Source organism: Streptomyces sp. NPDC002809 (genome assembly GCF_040295435.1).
Taxonomy (GTDB): Bacteria; Actinomycetota; Actinomycetes; order Streptomycetales; family Streptomycetaceae; genus Streptomyces.
The window spans coordinates 13,044-29,702 of sequence record NZ_JBEOVJ010000004.1 but is presented as its reverse complement, the minus strand read 5'-3'; the positions used below and the strand labels follow the sequence as shown (position 1 = coordinate 29,702).

Below are 16,659 nucleotides of genomic sequence, written 5' to 3'. Positions count from 1 at the left end.
GGCTGCCGGGCGGGGTGGCGCTTTCCTACCTGACACCGGCGCGCGGGTGGCAGACCATGTGGCGGACCCTGGCGAACCCTGGCGAATAGTCGCAGGGCATCTGACAGGGGGTTACTGTCAACACAGCCGAGAACCTGGGGGCTTGACGTGACCGGAGAACCCAACACCCGCCTGTCGGACCTGTTCGGCCTTGCCGGCTGGTCCAAGGGCGAACTCGCGAGAATGGTGAACCGGCAGGCGGCGGCCATGGGCCACCCGCAGCTGGCCACCGACACCTCGCGCGTAAGGCGATGGATCGACATGGGGGAGTCCCCGCGCGATCCCGTGCCCAAAGTGCTGGCAGCTCTGTTCACCGAGCGGCTCGGTCGTGTCGTGACCATCGAGGATCTCGGGTTCGGCCGACGCGGGCGTGTGGGGAAACGGCGAGAGACCGGGACGGAACACAATCCCGACCAACTCCCGTGGGCGCCCGAGCGGACGGCAGCGGTCCTCACCGAATTCACGGGAATGGACCTCATGCTCAACCGACGCGGCTTGGTGAGCGCGGGCGCCGCGCTCGCCGCCGGCTCCACGATTGCCGGCCCCATGCACGACTGGCTGCACACTGACCCCGTACTGGCGGCCGACGCCCCACGCATCGACGACCCCGTGCACGCGGATCCGGCCGGCTACGACCGGTACGAGGCAGCGCCCATCGGCTCCGAGGAGATCGAGGCGCTGGAGCGCTCTGTGGAGGTGTTCCGCGCCTGGGACGCCTCCCGTGGCGGCGGCCTCCAGCGCAAGGCCGTGGTGGGCCAGCTCAACGAGGTGGGAGGCATGCTCGCCTACCGCCACCCCGACCATCTGCAGCGCCGCCTCTGGGGCGTCGCCGCCAACCTCGCCGTACTCGCGGGCTGGATGTCCCACGACATCGGCCTCGAACCCACGGCCCAGAAGTACTTCGTCATCGCCGCGCACGCCGCGCGTGAGGGCGGTGACCGGCCGCGGGCGGGCGAGGCGCTCTCCAGGGCGGCCCGCCAGATGGTCCATCTGGGCCGTCCCGACGACGCACTCGACCTCATGAAGCTCGCCAAGTCCGGCTCGGGCGACATGGTTCTGCCACGCACCCAGGCGATGCTGCACACCATCGAGGCATGGGCGCAGGCCTCCATGGGGCGGGGACAGGCGATGCGGCGCACCCTCGGCCGGGCCGAGGAGCTCTTCATCTCCGACAAGGGGGATGTGCCACCGCCCAGTTGGATGCAGATGTTCGACGAGGCGGATCTGCACGGCATGCAGGCCCTGGCGTTCCGCACGCTGGCCGAGCACGACCCCTCAGCTGCCGTCCCCGCCCAACGCCATGCGAAGCAGGCGCTGGAACTGCGGGTCAACGGACGCCAGCGATCCAAGATCTTCGACTACATCTCGCTGGCTTCGGCATGCTTCATCGCCGACGACCCCGAGCAGGCCGACCGTTACGCCCGGCTCGCCCTGGTGACGATGGGGGAGACATCCTCGCACCGCACCTGGGACCGGCTGCGCGAGATGTACAGGCTCACGGGCCAGTTCGCGGGCTACGCGAAGATCGAGGACCTGCGTGAGGAGATCGAGCTCTCGCTGCCGCACAGTTCCATCATCAAGAGGCCCAGGAGTTCAGAGATCTGACCATCGGGTGTGTGGCGACAGCGGTCCCGTGCCCTGAACTTCCTGAGCCCACTCCTGTGCGTGGTGTGCCCGTACTGTTCTACGCCCCGACACGGGCGATCAGTACACACGCGTCGTCCAGTCGCTCGGTGCCACCGAACTCCTCGACGACGGTCCGCACACATTCCTGCGCCGTTCGGGCCTCGGCGAAGCGCGGCGCGAGTCCGAGGAGTTTTTCCGTGCCCGGACGAAGACCGCTGTGTGCGTTCCCCGTGCCCCGGGCCAGCCCGTCGGTGTGCAGTACCAGCACATCACCGGGCAGCAGGTGCACTTCGTCCTGCTCGTAGGCGACCCCGGATGCCGCTCCGAGGAGCACACCGTCGGGCTGGGGAATCGGGCGCCCGGCTCCGTTGCGGAAGAGCAGCGGAGCCGGGTGTCCGGCCTGCGCCCACTCCAGCGTGCGGGTGGCGGGGTCGAACCGGCAGCACACCGCACTGCCGAGGGCCGGCTGGATCGATGTCTCCAGTAACTGGTTGAGGTGTCCCATCAGGGCTCCGGGCTCGATCCCGGCCACCGCCATGCCTCGCAGTGCACCCAGGATCATCGCCATGGCGGAGGTGGCCTGGATGCCGTGACCGGTCAGATCCCCGACCGTGAGCAGCGTCCTGCCGTCCGGCAGTTCCATCGCGTCGTACCAGCCGCCGCCGATCAGGGCGCTCGAATCCGACGGCAGATAGTGGGCCGCGATGTCCAGGGACCCGGGCCCCTGATCCGGAAGGCTGAGCGAGCCCCGCCACGGGGGGAGTACGGCCTCCTGCAGTTCCACGGCCATCCGGCGTTCGGTCCTGGCGATGTGCTGCTGGTGGCGGAGGGACTCCTGGGTCCGGTGCACCGCCTGCTGGCTGCGGCGCAGCGCGCTGACATCGCGCAGGACCGCCCACATGGATGCGGTGCAGCCGTCGATGTCGAGGACGGGTTCGCCCATCATGTGCAAGGTCCTGATCCGCCCGTCCGTGCGCAGGACGCGGAACTCGCCGTCTATCGGCTTGCCGTCGACCAGGCAGTCCGTCACCAGCGCGGTGAGCAGGGGCTGGTCCTCGGGCACGAGCACGGAGGGAAGGTCGTCCAGCGAGAGCGGTCCTTCCTCGGACGTGCGGCCGAAGATCTGGAGCAGTTCGTCGGACCAGCGCACCTCGTCGGTCAGCAGATTCCATTCGGCGCTGCCGACCCGGCCGATGAGCGAACCCGGTTGCTCGCCGGCGGGCGAGTCCTCGCCCGCGAGCCCCGCAGCCTCGGCCGTGAACTGTTCCGCGGCCTCCGACGGCAGTCCCTGCTTGAGCTGCCCCAGATGCGCGCCGAGATCATCGAGCTGATGGACCGCCAGGTCGCACAGGGCGCGCTGCCAGCGCAGCCGAGGGTCGTCCTCGTCGACGAGGACGGTGTCGCGCCGCACCGCGTCCACATCGCCACGCAGCCGTTGCGTCCGGTTGATCAACGCGTCGACGGCATCGCGCTCGGGCGGCTGGGGGGCGCGGCGGTCCGCGGACGGATGGGGCGGCATGTCGTACTCCGATACAGGCGCGGTACAACCAGGTCTGAGGGGGGACCGAATACGACTGTTGCACAGCCCGCAGGCGCCCGTAAGGGGTTTGGCAACACTCGAGGCGTTCTTGCATCCGGCATATGCCAGCGGCTGGCCGGAACTCCGATTCATCGAACACCCTTGCTGAATACGGGTGTTGATGCAAGTCACCGGGTACCCGATGCCTGATGCGCGCCCGGGGAGCGGCGTTTCGCGCGGTGGTGGCGGACCGGTGGCGGGGCATATGCGGGGCCGGAGCCCCTGCCGGGGGCGGGGGCTCCGGGGTCGCGTGGGCCGGGCCGCGGGGGCGGTGCCGGCCCGCGGTGTCAGCAGAGGGCGATGCGGCCGTACGAGCCCATCTTCCACTTCCATTCGAGGGTCTCGCCGGGGGAGGTGGTCCAGCACGACCTGTCGGGACCGTTGTTGATCACCAGCTGGATGTGCATGTTCCGGCCGCAGTTGTTCGTCGTCCAGGCGGTCTTGTTCTGCTTGATGACGTCGCGCGCCACGCAGGCGGGCGCGGTGTCCCCGGCGGCGGCCGCAGGGCCCGCCGCCGTCATCGAACAGGCGGCGATCATCGCGGTGGCCGCCAGGGTGGTCAGGGAGTTCTTCAGGCGCATGGCTCACGTTCCTCGGGAAGTCGGCTGCAATGCCGGGCACAGCGATCAACGATCGTCACGGCCCCGCGTGACGGCCCGCCGGAGAGTGCGCGAGGCGTTCGGGTGCGGCGCGCGGACGCTCGGTGAGGGAGTGGCCGACGGGCCGGGAATGGACGCGCGCGGGCCCGCGTTACAGGACCAGAATGAAAACGAATCCCGTTCCCGGTAAGGGGTCGGGGTCGGTGCAGAAGTCCGGAGGTGCCCATGGCCCGCAGTGAGGCCCGTCCCGTCGTCACGCTCCGCTCGACCGCCGGAACCGGTCAGAGCTATGTGACGCGCAAGAGCCGTCGCAACAACCCCGACCGCCTGGTCCTGCGCAAGTACGACCCTGCGGCCGGGCAACACGTTCTGTTCCGCGAGGAACGCTGACCGCGGCCCCGACCGCCGACGGGCCGGACGCGTCGTCCGGCCGCTCCCGCACCAGGGAAGGAATGCCCATGAAGTCCCGAATCCACCCCGTCTCCCGTCCGGTGGTCTTCCGTGACCGCGCCGCGGGGGCGGCCTTCCTCACCCGTTCCACCGCGGATTCCGATCAGCGGGTGACGTGGGAGGACGGCCGGAGCTATCCCGTCATCGACGTGGAGACCTCGTCGGCGAGCCACCCGTTCTACACGGGGACCCGGCAGGTGTTGGACACGGCCGGCCGGATCGAACAGTTCAACCGCCGTTACGGCGCCGAGGTGCCCACCGCCGGAGCGTGACGCCGCGTCCCGGAGCCCGGGAGTCCGTGCCCTGGATCACAGTCCGGGGTGCGGATTCCCGGGAACTGGACCGGATGATTTATCGTTCACCTATATGTGGATGACGCGCTGAGCGCCCACACCAGAGCCGCCCCGGCTGGATTCCCCCGATCCGGCCGGGGCTTCCCTTTGCCCGTGGCCTACGACCGGGCCGGTGCCGGGACGGCCCGCCGTCCGGCGGCTTCGACGCACAGCGCGGCGGCCGCCAGACCAGCGGCGGAAACGGCACCCGACGCAGGCCACAGGCGCACCGTCAGCGCCGCCAGTGCCGCTCCGGCCACGACGGCGAGCAGCCGGCCGGTGACCCAGCCGTCGTCGCGGTGCCACGATGCCCGGGCCAGCCGTGCGACGAGAGCCGTCAGCGTTCCGGTGAAGTAGTTCGTGGGGGTGGCCCGGACACGCCCCTGAATGCCCATCGCGAGCCCCATGACCACGAGCAACCCCAGCCGGTCCGCATCCGATGTGATCAGTCCGCACGCCCACAGCACCGCGCCCGCTGCGAGCAGCACCACCTCGAACAACAGCATGACGGGCAGCCGCCACCACATCCGCTCGCCTGCCACCGCGCCCCAGGCCACCCCGCATCCGTACGAGACCAGCGCGGTGACCACCCGCAGCGCGACCCCCTCCTCGCCGGCTCCCGCGGCCGAGGCGCCCAGCAGCACCAGATTGCCCGTCATCACACCGGCGAAGACCTGGCCGACGCAGATGAAGACGAAGGCGTCCGCCGCCCCGGAGGCCGCCGACAGCAGCAGAAGCGCCGTATGGGCACGGGAGCCGTCCGTGGTGTCGCGGCCGGCGGGTTCGGTGGATGCGGTGGGAGTCGGCACGTCAGCATCTTCGCCGCCGCCCGGCCGGCCGGGCGGCGTTGCCCACGGTGCGGCGCGGCGGACGCGGCGCCGCACCGTTCCCGGTGGACGCGGGCCGTGCTCACCGGCTTCGGCTCCGGAGCGCGTGCGGCGCTCAGTCCAGACCTCGCGCCCGCCTGAAGCGGGACAGGCCGTCGGGCAGCTCCACCACAGGCCGCGGATAGTCCGGCAGGTCGTGCCCCGCCCCTCGGAGCTTCCACGGCTCGTGTACGGCGGCTCCGGACACCGCCGCCAGCTCCGGCACCCAGCGGCGGACGTAGTCGCCGTCCGGGTCGTATCGCTTGCCCTGGGTCACGGGATTGAGTACCCGGTTGGGGCGGCTGTCCGTACCCGTCCCGGCCATCCACTGCCAGTTCAGCTGGTTGTCGGCGATGTCGCCGTCGACCAGCAGGTCCAGGAAGTGCCGGGCGCCGACGCGCCAGTCCACGTACAGCGTCTTGGTCAGGAATCCGGCGGCGAGCAGCCGTCCGCGGTTGTGCATCCAGCCCTCGTGCAGCAGTTGACGCATCGCCGCGTCGACCACGGGGTAACCGGTGCGCCCCTGCCGCCAGGCCTCGATGTCGTCGGCGGCCTCCGACTCGGACCGCCAGTGATCGTGCCGGGTGCGGTAGTCCTGCCGGGACGCGGCGGGACGGGCCGCGAGGACCTGGTGATGGAAATCGCGCCAGCACAGCTGTCGGACGAAGGCGTCGGCCCCGGCCCCGCCGGCCGCGCGGGCCCGGTGGACGAGTTCGACGGGGGACAGGGTGCCGAAGTGCAGATGCGGCGAGAGCCGGGACGTGCCGTCGCCGGACAGATCGTCGTGACCCTCCTCGTACGCGGCGAGCCCGTGGCGGAGCCATGCGGCGAGCCGGGTGCGGCCCTGCCGCTCCCCGCCCTCGGCCAGCCCCTCCGACACACCGGACACCTCACCCCGGTCCGGCAGGGCCTCGGACCCCGGCCCGTCCGGGACCCGCACGGCACGTGGTGCGGCGAAGGCCTCCCGTACCCCTTGCGAGGACCAGCGCCTGAAGTACGGCGTGAACACGGCGAAGTGGTCCGATGCCGCCGGCGTCACGGCGCCCGGCACGACCGCGGTGATCACGCCGTCGTGGACGTGCAGCCGTTGCCCGCCGGCTTCGAGCGCGGCGCGCAGCCGCTCCTCGCGACGACGGGCGTACGTGCTGACGCCGGCCGCGAGATGGACGTCCGCCGCACCGGTCTCGGCGACGATCCGGCCCACCTCCTCGACGACATCGCCCGAGCGGACCACCAGCCTGCCGCCGCGCTCACGCAACCCGGCGTCGAGGTCCCGCAGGCAGTCGGCGAGGAAGGCAAGGCGGTTCGGGGCGCCGAAGCCCGCCGCCTCGATCGCGCTGTCACGCACGAACAACGGCACGACCTCGTCCGACGAGGCGAGCGCCGCCCGCAGCGGCGGATGGTCGTGCAGCCGGAGATCGGCAGTGAACAGGACGACCGCTGCGGTCATGGCACAACTCCTGGGAGGCCGGGGACCTGCCATGCTGCCGCCCCCGGCCGTCCGCGGGCGCACCGGTCAGGGCGACACCGCGGCACTCGCCGGTTCGGGTGACCTTGCGGCTGCTGCCGAACGGGCGATGTTGCGGGCCATGCCGCCGAACACGATCGAGTGAAAGGGCCACACGCTCCACCAGTACGCGTGGCCGAGCAGCCCGCGCGGATGGAACAGCGCGCGCTGGCGGTAGCGCGAGCGGCCCCGCCCGTCGGGCTCCGCGTACATCTCCAGCCAGGCCAGACCCGGCAGCCGCATCTCGGCGCGCAGCCGCAGCAGGCGGCCCGGCTCGATCTCCTCGACCCGCCAGAAGTCCAGCGAATCACCCACGCGCAGCCGGTCGGTGTCCCGCCGTCCGCGCCGCAGTCCCACCCCTCCCACCAGCCGGTCGAGCCACCCGCGCACCGCCCAGGCGAGCGGGAAGGAATACCAGCCGTGGTCGCCGCCGATCCCTTCGACGACCCGCCACAGAGCCTCCGGGGGCGCGTCGACGTCGAGTCCGCGGACATCCGTGTACAGGCTGCCGCCGGCCCAGTCGGGGTCGGTGGGCAGCGGATCGCTGGGCACGCCGGGCACCGATGCGGAGGACCACCGGGTGGTGACCCGCGCCTCCCGGACCCGTTGGAGTGCCAGCCGCAGCGCCTTGTCGAGGCCGAACGGCTGCCCGGGGCCGTCGGGGACGTACTGCGCGATGTCGTGTTCCCGGCACACCACCTCGTACCGCAGCGACTCGGCGAGCGGGCGCGCAATCGACCGAGGCACGGGTGTGACCAGTCCGATCCAGTGGCTGGACAGCCGTGGGGTCAGCATCGGAACGGGCAGGATGAGCCGCTGCGGAAGGTCTGCGACCTCCGCGTACCGCTGCATCATGCCCCGGTAGGTGACGATGTCCGGCCCGCCGATGTCGAAGGTGCGGCTCACCTCCCGCTCCATCCGGGCGCTGCCCACCAGATAGCGCAGCACGTCCCGCACGGCGATCGGCTGGATCCGCGTGGACACCCAGCTCGGCGTCACCATGACGGGCAGCCGCTCCGTGAGATAGCGCAGCATCTCGAAGGAGGCCGACCCGGATCCGATGATGACCGCGGCCCTCAGAGCGGTGGTCGGGACGCCGGAGGCCAGCAGGATCCTGCCGACCTCGGCCCGCGACCGCAGGTGCGGTGACAACTCCTGCTCGGGTACGCCGGAAGGAGTGAGGCCGCCGAGGTAGACGATCCGGCCGACCCCCGTCGCGCGTGCCTGTTCACCGAAGACCGTGGCGGCCCTGCGGTCCGTCTCCTCGAAGCCGCCACCGGCCGTCAGTGCGTGCACCAGGTAGTAGGCCACGTCGATGCCCTGCATGGCAGGGGCCAGCGACTTCGCGTCGGTGACATCGCCGCGGACGATCTCCACCTCACCGGCCCACGGGTAGTCCCGCAGCTTCTCCGGGCTGCGGGCCAGGCAGCGCACCCGGTACCCCGCCGCAAGAAGTTCCGGGACCAGCCGCCCACCGATGTAGCCGGTGGCGCCGGTGACCAGGCAGTGCGGAGGCTGATTCCCGCGGTCGCTCGTCATGAGATCTCCGCATCGTCTCGTCCAGCCGTGCCCGCCGGGCCGTTCGCGTGCCCGGCGGCTCAGACCAGTCTGGCCCGCGCCCACCCGTATCGCATGCGCCGGTGCGCGTGCCCGGAGCGGCAGGACCAGGTGTGGTGCGGCCGGTCGGGGGCACCTGTCGCCCATGAACGCAGAGGCGGGAAGAGACGAGCGCGACGTGACGCGGCACAGGGCATGGGGTCATGTTCTGCTCCAGATCACCATCCTGGTGACGGCCTTCGTGGCCATGGTCGGATTCTCCGTCGTCCTGGCGAAGGTGACGCTCACACCGTCGCCGGCCTCGGAGGATCTCGTGACGTCCAATCTCCGTCCGGGACGCTCACTCCGGCAGTACGCGGAGGACTACACCTTCCTTGCCGCCTGCAAACAGGCCGGCGGCAACCTCGTGCTGGGCATGCCGTTCGGAATTCTGCTGCCCGTCCTCGTGCCGCGACGGCTGCGCATGATCCGCATGGTCCTGCTGACCGTGCTGGTCATCGTCGTGGTCGAACTGGTGCAGGGAGCCCTGGTCGCGGGGCGGGCCTTCGACATCGACGACGTCATTCTCAACACGACGGGTGCGTTGCTCGGCTATCTGTTGCTGGGGCGGCGGCTGAGCCACCGGTACCACGTGCTCGCGGACGGACCAGGGCGCGAGGCCACCCCGGCCCGGACCCGGAGGCCCCGGCCCGCCCGGCCCCGGACCGGGAAGCGAACCGGACGGGTGGCCACGTCCTGGACGCGGGTGCGACAGGGAGTACGGACGGGCCTCACCCGAGGTCGCGCCCGCAAGGAATGACCCGGAACCGGGGCCCGACGGCGCGACAGCCGGCCGGGCTCCGGCCGGGCACTCGATCGGCCCGTGGCCGATTGCAGGTTCGTCCGGGTGGTCCCAGCGTGGGGTGACGCCGCATTGTGCCGCGGCCGTACGGATCACCCGCCGAAGGGGAACGACATGGCCGACGCGCAGTGGAGTCCGGGGCGCCGGGCAGGGGACGCGGAGGAGTTCCTGCCGGTTCTGGACATCATCGAACCGGCCCGCCAGCGCAGGCTCACCGTCCTGGTCCGTCTCCTGCTGCTGATCCCGCACTTCATCGTGCTGTTCTTCCTGGAGATCGCGGCCTTCTTCACCGTCGTGTTCGGCTGGTTCGCCGCCCTGGTTCTGGGCAGGCTGCCCGAACCCGTCTTCCAGTTCCTCGCGGCGACCCTCGCCTACCGCACGAGGGTCGCCGCAAGCGGCATGCTCCTCGTCGACAGCTATCCGCCGTTCACCCTGACCCAGCCGCCGGACCATCCGGTCCGGATCGACGTCCGTCCAACGCGGCTCAACCGGCTGGCCGTCTTCTTCCGCCTGATCCTGGTGATCCCCGCGGCCATCCTGCAGAGCCTGGCCACGTACGGCTGGTACGCCCTGTCGTTCGTGTGGTGGCTCATCACGCTCATCCTCGGGCGCATGCCCCGCCCCCTCTTCGAAGCCACGGCGGCGACCCTCCGCTACGAGATGCGCGTGTCCGCCTACGTGACGATGCTCAGCCCCGCCTATCCCAAGGGGTTCTTCGGCGAGGACGCACTCTCCGTACCGCAACAGCAGGGACGTTCCGCGACCAGGCCCCTGGTCATGAGCACCGCCGGCAAGGCGCTGCTGGTCCTCTTCCTGGTCATCGGGCTCATCGGCAGCATCACCACGTCCGTGACCCGCTCGTCGTCGGACGACGTCGACTACCACATGCAGGCGTAAGGGACTCGTGCGAACCACCGGCCGACCGGCATGATCGCCCGATGACATGGACAGCGCCTGAAGCCATACGTACCGAGGGCTCACTCTTCGCCGGGGAGCGGGAGATGCTCACCGGATACCTGGCGTGGTTCCGCGGCACTCTTCTCCAGAAGTGCGCCGGCCTGACGGGCGAACAACTTGCCGAGCGGACCACGCCGCCGTCGAACCTCTCGCTCCTCGGACTCGTCCGCCACATGGCCGAGGTCGAACGCATCTGGTTCCGGCAGCGGTTCGCCGGTCAGGACCTCGCGCCGATGTACGACCCGCGGAAGGGCAAGGACGCGGACTTCGAGGACCTCGATCCTGCCCTGGCCGCCGAGGACTACGCCCGGCTGGTCGAGGAGTGCCGCCTGGCGGACGAGATCGTCGCCGGTGCGTCGTTCGACGACACGGTCGTCCACAACGGCGAGGTCTTCTCGCTGCGCCTCGTGCACGTCCACATGATCGGTGAATACGCGCGCCACATCGGCCACGCCGATCTGGTGCGTGAGCGGCTGGACGGAGTCACCGGGGACTGAGGGGCCGAGAACGTACGGCCGCGGAGCCGCCGTCCGCGTGCCCGCAGCCGCACCGATCCAGCCACTTCGCGTGCCGAACACTCTTTCGGCGCCGTGCACTTGACGGTCAGCCTCGATGGGTATGGTCTAGTCCAAGTGCAGGGTCGGCGTCGGACGCCCCGTTCCCGGGGCGTATCCGGCCAGGCAATCCTGCCGTGCCCTTCGCGCCTCTTGGCCCCACACCTGAGAGGCTGGACTGCCGCTTCCGGGCTCCCCACCGTCCGCCCGCGTGCAGCGATGCCTCATGTGAAGGAGAAGCATGCACGCGAAAAGGAAGACTGCCGCGGTCATCGGTGCCCTACTCGCACCGGTGCTCGCCCTGAGCCTCCCGGTGAGCTCCGCCAGTGCCCACGGCTACATCTCGTCACCCCCCAGCAGGCAGGCCCAGTGCGCCGCCGGAACGGTCAGCTGCGGCGACATGAAGTACGAGCCCCAGAGCGTGGAGGGCCCCAAGGGTCTGACCAGTTGCAGCGGCGGCAACAGCAGGTTCGCCGAACTCGACGACGACTCCAAGGGCTGGAAGGTCACTCCGGTGAGCCGGAGCACCTCCTTCCAGTGGGTGCTGACCGCCCGCCATTCCACCAGCACCTGGCAGTACTTCGCCGGTGGCCAGAAGATCGCCGAATTCAACGACAACGGCGCCCAGCCCGGCGCCACCGTCACCCACCAGGTGGACTTCGGCAGCCACACCGGAAAGCAGAAGGTCCTCGCGGTGTGGAACATCGCCGACACGTCCAATGCCTTCTACGCGTGCATCGACGTCGACGTCAGCTGACCGCCCGCACGACCCGCCGTTCTCACACGCACACCGGCGGAACAGGAGCCCCCACCCCGCGCAGGGTGGGGGCTCCGGCGGCGTCGCCGGTCCACGGCCCGCGACTTGACGCGCGGGGCGGACGGATGGCGACGCCGTCGCCGACCTGTGGGTGGGGCCGGAATCCGACCGGAACCCGACCGGAGCGCGACGTGCGCAGGATCCGCACCTCTCGCCACTCGGTGAACGACATCGCCGTCGGGTTGAACCGGGCCATGGGTCACACCGACGCCGAATGACCCGCGCGGGCCCTCGAAGAGGCCGACACGTCGGCGGGACCGGGATTTTTCGGTGGCCGGTGTTGTTGAAGCCATGATGAGGGTCCGCGGCCGACTCGATGCCGCGGACGGACGTCGACGACGGGACAGCTGCCATGCCGCTTCAGGGCGAGTACGAGCCGAGCCCCACCCCTTGGGTGCGTGAACAGGTCGAGCAGTACGAGAGTTCGGGCGGGACGGAGGGGACGACCATGCGGGACATGCCGGTGATCGTCCTGACGACGCTGGGGGCCAGGAGCGGGAAGATCCGCAAGACGCCCCTGATGCGGGTCGAGCACAACGGCTCGTACGCGGTGGTCGCCTCACTGGGCGGGGCGCCGAAGCATCCGGTCTGGTACCACAACCTCACCGCCGACCCACGTGCCGAACTGCAGGACGGCCCGGTGCGTCAGGACATGATCGCCCGTGAGGTGACCGGGGACGAGAAGGCGCTCTGGTGGGAGCGCGCCGTCGAGGCGTATCCCGACTACGCCGACTACCAGGAGAAGACCGACCGGCAGATCCCGGTCCTCGTCCTGGAGCCCGTGGACGGCGGCCACTGAGCGACACGGAACGTACGGACGGGCCTGGCTCGCCCCGGTACGGGTGCGGCCGGTCCGTCCGGCTGCGCGGAGCCGGACGGACATCACGTCTGCGGGCCGGCCGTTGCGTACGAGTGCGGACAGCACGACGGGATACTCTCCAGCACGGCTCCTGAGGGTGGGGCCGAGCGGAAGGATGCACAACCAGATGACAGACAACTCCGAGCTGGTCGCGTTCGTGCGGGCGCGCCTCGACGAGGAAGAAGACGTCGCACGCGCGGCCGGCGGCGAGGGGTGGCGGTGCCCGGCCGAGGTACCCGGCGAGATCCACGACCGGACCGGGGCCATCGCCTTCACCCTGAGGACGCACGGCTACGACCACCACATCGCTCTGCAGGATCCCGCGCGAACCCTGCAGCGTATCGAGACCAGCCGGGTACTCCTGGACGAGTACGCGGAGGTCGCCTCCCTGGACGTCGACCGCCCCGAGCGGGACTTTCCCTCGGGACGGGCTTTCGGCCTGGGGTTCGTGGTCCGGCAGATGGCCGCGGAACACGCGGGTCACCCCGGCTACCAGGTGAAGTGGCTGCCCAGGTTCACGCGGTAGGCCCACCGGTCCGGGGACTTCGCCCCTCGCGAAGCGGAGAGGCGGCCGGGCACTCGCGGACCCGGCCACGCGCAGGGAAGGGCCACGCGCAGAGGCGGGTCGGCTGCCCCTCGTCGCCACGACGAGGGGCCACCGTCCGGTGGGCACCGCGGTCGCTCAGAGCGGGTTCGTGCCGCCTTCACCCTTGGTGGACACCTGATCGCTCCGCTCCTGGAGCCGGCGCGCCTTGTCCTCGAGACGCCGGCGCTCCTGCGGATCGGAGACACGCTCGGCTGCCTCCTTCATTTCCTGTGCCTTGGCACGAATACGCTCGGCACGGCCGCCGGTTTCATCCGCAACACTCATGATCGCTCCTGGGTCTCGAGGGAGAGCCGACCACACCAGCGAATCAGCGCGTACCCACACCTGCATCTCGAACGGTCACCCGCCGCTACGGAACACGGTGCGCGAGCCGGTCGTGCCCCTGTCCAGTGGTTGCCTATGCTCTGCGGGTCGGGACCGCGCGGTCCCGTAGGTTGCGAGGCCGTGGCAGAGCGGCCCATTGCGATCGTCGTGGGGGAGGTCCCCCTCACGACGACTGACGGGGTGCGGGCGGACCTGCCCCTGCCTGTCCGCGGGTTCGAATCCCGTCGGCCTCGCAACCGCCCCACCGCACCCGCAACCCGCACCCGCACCGGGCCGGCCGGAAGCGGACACGGCCGGGAGAAGAGGGAGAGCAGACCCATGCAGTACGTACGTGCGCGGCGCTTCGTCGCGGCTCTGTTCGCCTTGTCGTCCGTCGCTCCGCTGGCTGCCTGCGGTGACGCCGCCGCACCGTCCCGTCCGGCGGAGGCAACGCCGTCCCGGGCCGTGTCCCCCGGCACCGGACCGACGCCGTCGGCGGACCGGTGGCGGAAGCTCGAGCGCAGGTTCGACGCCAGGGTCGGTGTCCATGCTGTCGACACCGGAACGGGACGCGAGATCACGTACAAGGACAGGGAGCGCTTCGCCCACGCCTCGTCCTTCAAGGCGCTGGCTGTCGGTGCGGTGCTGCGCACGTACACACCGAAGGAGAGAGAGGAGACGATCCGCTTCTCCCGCGAGGACCTGGTGAGCCACTCACCGAGGACCGAACAGCGCCTCGGTTCGGGCATGAGTCTGAACGAGCTGTGCCAGGCAGCCATCCGCTTCAGCGACAACACCGCCGCCAACCTGCTGATCGACCGGCTCGGCGGGCCCGAGGGCCTTGAGGCCGAGCTCCGCGAGCTGGGCGACGACGAGACCCGGACGGACCGCAAGGAGCCGGACCTGAACGACTGGACGCCGGGGGAGACGCGTGACACCAGTACACCGCGGGCCCTCGCCGCCGGGCTTCGTGCCTACGTCCTCGGTGACGCCCTCACCAAGAGCGAGCGCGCCCTGCTCACACAGTGGCTGAGGAACAGCACCACCGGAACGGGCCTCATCAGGGCGGGGGTGCCCGAGAACTGGCTGGTCGGGGACAAGTCCGGGGCCGGTGGCACGTACGGCACCCGCAACGACATCGCCGTGCTGTGGCCGCCCCACGCGGCCCCGATCGTGGTGGCGATCATGTCGAACCGTCCGGAGGAGGACGCCTCGTACGATGACGCTCTGATCGCCGAGGCGGCATCGATCGTGGCCGACGCGATGTCGTAGACATCCGCATTTCAGTTTCTGTCACGTCATGCCGATCTGCTCCGGCAGAGAGCTGTACTCATCGACGACGGCACAGGAGCGCACCATGGATGCTCGTTTGAACCTCTTCGGCAACGCGGTCGGGGGCAAGTTCCTGCGGTACATCAACTCGGCAGGCAAGGTGGTCTCGGACTCGACGCTGCCGGCCGCCACCCAGGAACTGGTGAAGATCCGCGCAAGCCAGATCAACGGCTGCGGCTTCTGCACCGACATGCACACCAAGGACGCGACGCACGCCGGGGAGACCGCGATCCGCCTCAACATGGTCGCGGCCTGGCGGGAGGCGACGGTGTTCACCGATGCCGAGCGCGCCGCGCTCGAACTGGTTGAGCAGGGCACCCGCATCGCGGACGCGGCCGGAGGCGTCTCGGACGAGGCCTGGGCGAACGCCGCCCGGCACCACGACGAGGACCAACTGGCCGCGCTGGTGGTCCTCATCGCCCTCATCAATACCTACAACCGAGTGAACGTCATCGTCCGGCAGCCCGCCGGTGACTATCAGCCCGGCCAGTTCGGGTAGCTCCGGTCGACAACGAGTGCCCGGCCCGAAACGGCCGGCCACGGACCCCGGTGCGCCCGGGGCCGCCCCCTCTGGCAGGATCGTGCGCCTGAACCGACGTCCCGGCCCGCGGAGTTGTATGCCGCGGGCCGGGCGCACGAGCATGTTGAACGGGGAACGAGGAAGCTATGCGTACGTGGACTCGAGCGGTATCTGCTGCGATGGGCGTCCTGGCGCTGGCCGTGGTGCTGAGCGGCTGCAACGGCACGGATTCGGCCAAGGGCAGGAAGGGGTCCAGGTCCGGCTCCGAGGCGTCGGACAACGAGAAGGCCTACAGCCTGGGTGAGGCCAGCCCGCCGCAGAAGAGCACCATGCAGGACTCGAAGGACAGTACGTACACGGTCACCCCCACGAAGGTGGAGACGGGGACGAAGGCCGACATGGACAAGTCCGGCCTGGACATCGACAAGGACAAGAGCCCCAGGGTCCCGGTGTATGTGTGGGCGACCGTCACGCACAGGAGCGGCAAGGCCATGGAAGTCGGTGACATGGACGACGACCTGGTCGTGGAGACGGACAAGGGCCAGCGCACGAGGGCCCTCATCGTCATGATGGGCGAGGCCGAATGGCCGAACTGCCCGGCGCCCGACTCGGTCAAGAAGCTGAGCGCGGGGCAGTCGGAGAAGATCTGCAAGGCGTTCCTGATCCCCGAGGGCCAGAAGGCCGCCGCCGTCCAGCTGAGCCAGGGCTTCTCCGCCGCGCCTCTGGAGTGGCCGGTCAAGAGCTGACGGCCGGCCGGGCCCACCGTGGCCCGCTCCTGGGATCCGAGCACGGAGGAGCGCACGTACCCGAGGAGCGGGGACGTGCACTCCTCCGTGTTCAGGCGGCCGCGCCAGCAGCAGGCGTGTCGGGCGGCGGTGCGATTGCCCATGGTCCGACCCATGACCCGGCCCACGGCCGGACCGCAGCACGGGGCTGCGCAGGATGCACCCGTCCGGGACGCACGTCCGCTGAGGCATCATGTCGTCGGTGATCACCATTCATCTGAAGTACGAGATCGACCCCGACCGCATCGAGGACTTCGAGGAGTACGGCCGTCGATGGGTCGCACTCGTCAACCGGTTCGGCGGCACCCACCACGGCTACTTCCTGCCCAGTGAGGGTGACAGCGACATCGCCTACGCGCTCTTCTCGTTCCCCGGCTTCGCGGAGTACGAGCGCTACCGCGCCGACAGCACCACCGACCCCGAGTGCCAGGCGGCATTCGAGCTGGCGCGCCGCACGCGATGCATCCGACGGTACGAACGCCGCTTCCTGCGCCCCCTCGACGCGGGGGAGAAGTGAGCACCACGACTG

19 protein-coding genes and 1 tRNA gene are annotated in these 16,659 nt (G+C 70.3%); 14 read left to right on the top strand and 6 right to left on the bottom strand.

Features of this window, described 5'->3' with window-relative positions:
* Positions 1-147 precede the first annotated feature (147 nt).
* Positions 148-1,644, top strand: a complete 1,497-nt coding sequence (locus ABT025_RS03840) for a DNA-binding protein NsdB (protein ID WP_350989494.1) — start codon at positions 148-150, stop codon at positions 1,642-1,644.
* Between the two features lie 79 nt (positions 1,645-1,723).
* Here ABT025_RS03840 and ABT025_RS03835 read toward each other — a convergent pair whose 3' ends face one another.
* Positions 1,724-3,184: a PP2C family protein-serine/threonine phosphatase gene (locus tag ABT025_RS03835; RefSeq protein WP_350989492.1), complete on the bottom strand. Its 1,461-nt coding sequence runs from the start codon at positions 3,182-3,184 to the stop codon at positions 1,724-1,726.
* 347 nt (positions 3,185-3,531) lie between these two features.
* Positions 3,532-3,825 carry an alpha-amylase inhibitor gene (locus tag ABT025_RS03830; RefSeq protein WP_350989490.1) on the bottom strand — a complete coding sequence of 98 codons (294 nt, stop codon included), beginning with the start codon at positions 3,823-3,825 and terminating at the stop codon, positions 3,532-3,534.
* A 243-nt stretch (positions 3,826-4,068) separates the two neighbouring features.
* Here ABT025_RS03830 and rpmG point away from each other — a divergent pair, with 243 nt between their 5' ends.
* On the top strand, positions 4,069-4,233 hold the full coding sequence (gene rpmG / locus ABT025_RS03825; protein ID WP_326734205.1) for a 50S ribosomal protein L33: 165 nt from the start codon (positions 4,069-4,071) through the stop codon (positions 4,231-4,233).
* A 68-nt stretch (positions 4,234-4,301) separates the two neighbouring features.
* Positions 4,302-4,565 carry a type B 50S ribosomal protein L31 gene (locus tag ABT025_RS03820; protein ID WP_350989488.1) on the top strand — a complete coding sequence of 88 codons (264 nt, stop codon included), beginning with the start codon at positions 4,302-4,304 and terminating at the stop codon, positions 4,563-4,565.
* A gap of 179 nt (positions 4,566-4,744) precedes the next feature.
* On the opposite strand, the gene ABT025_RS03815 is transcribed toward ABT025_RS03820, so the two are convergent.
* From ABT025_RS03815 to ABT025_RS03805, 3 genes are all read right to left on the bottom strand, one after another.
* Entirely contained in the window at positions 4,745-5,359 is a 615-nt protein-coding gene (locus ABT025_RS03815; protein ID WP_350989805.1) for a DUF1275 family protein, read from the bottom strand.
* A gap of 208 nt (positions 5,360-5,567) precedes the next feature.
* Positions 5,568-6,941, bottom strand: a complete 1,374-nt coding sequence (locus ABT025_RS03810) for a cryptochrome/photolyase family protein (RefSeq protein ID WP_350989485.1) — start codon at positions 6,939-6,941, stop codon at positions 5,568-5,570.
* Between the two features lie 66 nt (positions 6,942-7,007).
* Entirely contained in the window at positions 7,008-8,537 is a 1,530-nt protein-coding gene (locus ABT025_RS03805) for an SDR family oxidoreductase (protein WP_350989483.1), read from the bottom strand.
* A gap of 163 nt (positions 8,538-8,700) precedes the next feature.
* Here ABT025_RS03805 and ABT025_RS03800 point away from each other — a divergent pair, with 163 nt between their 5' ends.
* From ABT025_RS03800 to ABT025_RS03775, 6 genes are all read left to right on the top strand, one after another.
* Positions 8,701-9,354, top strand: a complete 654-nt coding sequence (locus tag ABT025_RS03800; RefSeq protein WP_350989481.1) for a VanZ family protein — start codon at positions 8,701-8,703, stop codon at positions 9,352-9,354.
* A gap of 156 nt (positions 9,355-9,510) precedes the next feature.
* A complete protein-coding gene (locus tag ABT025_RS03795) occupies positions 9,511-10,293 on the top strand; it encodes a DUF4389 domain-containing protein (protein WP_350989479.1) in 783 nt (260 codons plus the stop codon).
* 41 nt (positions 10,294-10,334) lie between these two features.
* Positions 10,335-10,850, top strand: a complete 516-nt coding sequence (locus tag ABT025_RS03790; RefSeq protein WP_350989477.1) for a DinB family protein — start codon at positions 10,335-10,337, stop codon at positions 10,848-10,850.
* A gap of 298 nt (positions 10,851-11,148) precedes the next feature.
* Positions 11,149-11,664: a lytic polysaccharide monooxygenase auxiliary activity family 9 protein gene (locus tag ABT025_RS03785; RefSeq protein ID WP_350989475.1), complete on the top strand. Its 516-nt coding sequence runs from the start codon at positions 11,149-11,151 to the stop codon at positions 11,662-11,664.
* Between the two features lie 412 nt (positions 11,665-12,076).
* Positions 12,077-12,523, top strand: coding sequence for a nitroreductase family deazaflavin-dependent oxidoreductase (locus ABT025_RS03780; protein ID WP_350989473.1), 447 nt, complete (start codon positions 12,077-12,079; stop codon positions 12,521-12,523).
* Positions 12,524-12,710: 187 nt separating this feature from the next.
* Complete coding sequence (locus ABT025_RS03775) at positions 12,711-13,109, top strand: DUF6221 family protein (RefSeq protein WP_350989471.1); 399 nt, start codon at positions 12,711-12,713, stop codon at positions 13,107-13,109.
* Positions 13,110-13,265: 156 nt separating this feature from the next.
* Here ABT025_RS03775 and ABT025_RS03770 read toward each other — a convergent pair whose 3' ends face one another.
* On the bottom strand, positions 13,266-13,454 hold the full coding sequence (locus ABT025_RS03770) for a DUF6381 family protein (protein ID WP_219566791.1): 189 nt from the start codon (positions 13,452-13,454) through the stop codon (positions 13,266-13,268).
* A 174-nt stretch (positions 13,455-13,628) separates the two neighbouring features.
* On the opposite strand from ABT025_RS03770, the gene ABT025_RS03765 reads away from it, so the two are divergent.
* From ABT025_RS03765 to ABT025_RS03745, 5 genes are all read left to right on the top strand, one after another.
* Positions 13,629-13,747: transfer RNA gene (locus ABT025_RS03765), tRNA-OTHER, on the top strand.
* A gap of 85 nt (positions 13,748-13,832) precedes the next feature.
* Positions 13,833-14,765: a class A beta-lactamase gene (bla, locus tag ABT025_RS03760; protein ID WP_350989469.1), complete on the top strand. Its 933-nt coding sequence runs from the start codon at positions 13,833-13,835 to the stop codon at positions 14,763-14,765.
* An 85-nt stretch (positions 14,766-14,850) separates the two neighbouring features.
* Positions 14,851-15,324: a carboxymuconolactone decarboxylase family protein gene (locus ABT025_RS03755; RefSeq protein ID WP_350989467.1), complete on the top strand. Its 474-nt coding sequence runs from the start codon at positions 14,851-14,853 to the stop codon at positions 15,322-15,324.
* Between the two features lie 167 nt (positions 15,325-15,491).
* The gene (locus tag ABT025_RS03750; RefSeq protein ID WP_350989465.1) at positions 15,492-16,091 is read left to right on the top strand and encodes a hypothetical protein; all 600 of its coding nucleotides are present in this window, start codon (positions 15,492-15,494) and stop codon (positions 16,089-16,091) included.
* 241 nt (positions 16,092-16,332) lie between these two features.
* Entirely contained in the window at positions 16,333-16,647 is a 315-nt protein-coding gene (locus ABT025_RS03745) for an NIPSNAP family protein (RefSeq protein WP_350989463.1), read from the top strand.
* Positions 16,648-16,659: the final 12 nt, after the last annotated feature.

Coding starts and splice junctions, on each gene's coding strand:
- ABT025_RS03835 (WP_350989492.1), bottom strand. CDS start 3,184: ATGCCGCCCCATCCGTCCGCGGACCGCCGCGCCCCCCAGCCGCCCGAG.
- ABT025_RS03830 (WP_350989490.1), bottom strand. CDS start 3,825: ATGCGCCTGAAGAACTCCCTGACCACCCTGGCGGCCACCGCGATGATC.
- rpmG (WP_326734205.1), top strand. CDS start 4,069: ATGGCCCGCAGTGAGGCCCGTCCCGTCGTCACGCTCCGCTCGACCGCC.
- ABT025_RS03820 (WP_350989488.1), top strand. CDS start 4,302: ATGAAGTCCCGAATCCACCCCGTCTCCCGTCCGGTGGTCTTCCGTGAC.
- ABT025_RS03810 (WP_350989485.1), bottom strand. CDS start 6,941: ATGACCGCAGCGGTCGTCCTGTTCACTGCCGATCTCCGGCTGCACGAC.
- ABT025_RS03805 (WP_350989483.1), bottom strand. CDS start 8,537: ATGACGAGCGACCGCGGGAATCAGCCTCCGCACTGCCTGGTCACCGGC.
- ABT025_RS03800 (WP_350989481.1), top strand. CDS start 8,701: ATGAACGCAGAGGCGGGAAGAGACGAGCGCGACGTGACGCGGCACAGG.
- ABT025_RS03795 (WP_350989479.1), top strand. CDS start 9,511: ATGGCCGACGCGCAGTGGAGTCCGGGGCGCCGGGCAGGGGACGCGGAG.
- ABT025_RS03790 (WP_350989477.1), top strand. CDS start 10,335: ATGACATGGACAGCGCCTGAAGCCATACGTACCGAGGGCTCACTCTTC.
- ABT025_RS03785 (WP_350989475.1), top strand. CDS start 11,149: ATGCACGCGAAAAGGAAGACTGCCGCGGTCATCGGTGCCCTACTCGCA.
- ABT025_RS03780 (WP_350989473.1), top strand. CDS start 12,077: ATGCCGCTTCAGGGCGAGTACGAGCCGAGCCCCACCCCTTGGGTGCGT.
- ABT025_RS03775 (WP_350989471.1), top strand. CDS start 12,711: ATGACAGACAACTCCGAGCTGGTCGCGTTCGTGCGGGCGCGCCTCGAC.
- ABT025_RS03770 (WP_219566791.1), bottom strand. CDS start 13,454: ATGAGTGTTGCGGATGAAACCGGCGGCCGTGCCGAGCGTATTCGTGCC.
- bla (WP_350989469.1), top strand. CDS start 13,833: ATGCAGTACGTACGTGCGCGGCGCTTCGTCGCGGCTCTGTTCGCCTTG.
- ABT025_RS03755 (WP_350989467.1), top strand. CDS start 14,851: ATGGATGCTCGTTTGAACCTCTTCGGCAACGCGGTCGGGGGCAAGTTC.
- ABT025_RS03750 (WP_350989465.1), top strand. CDS start 15,492: ATGCGTACGTGGACTCGAGCGGTATCTGCTGCGATGGGCGTCCTGGCG.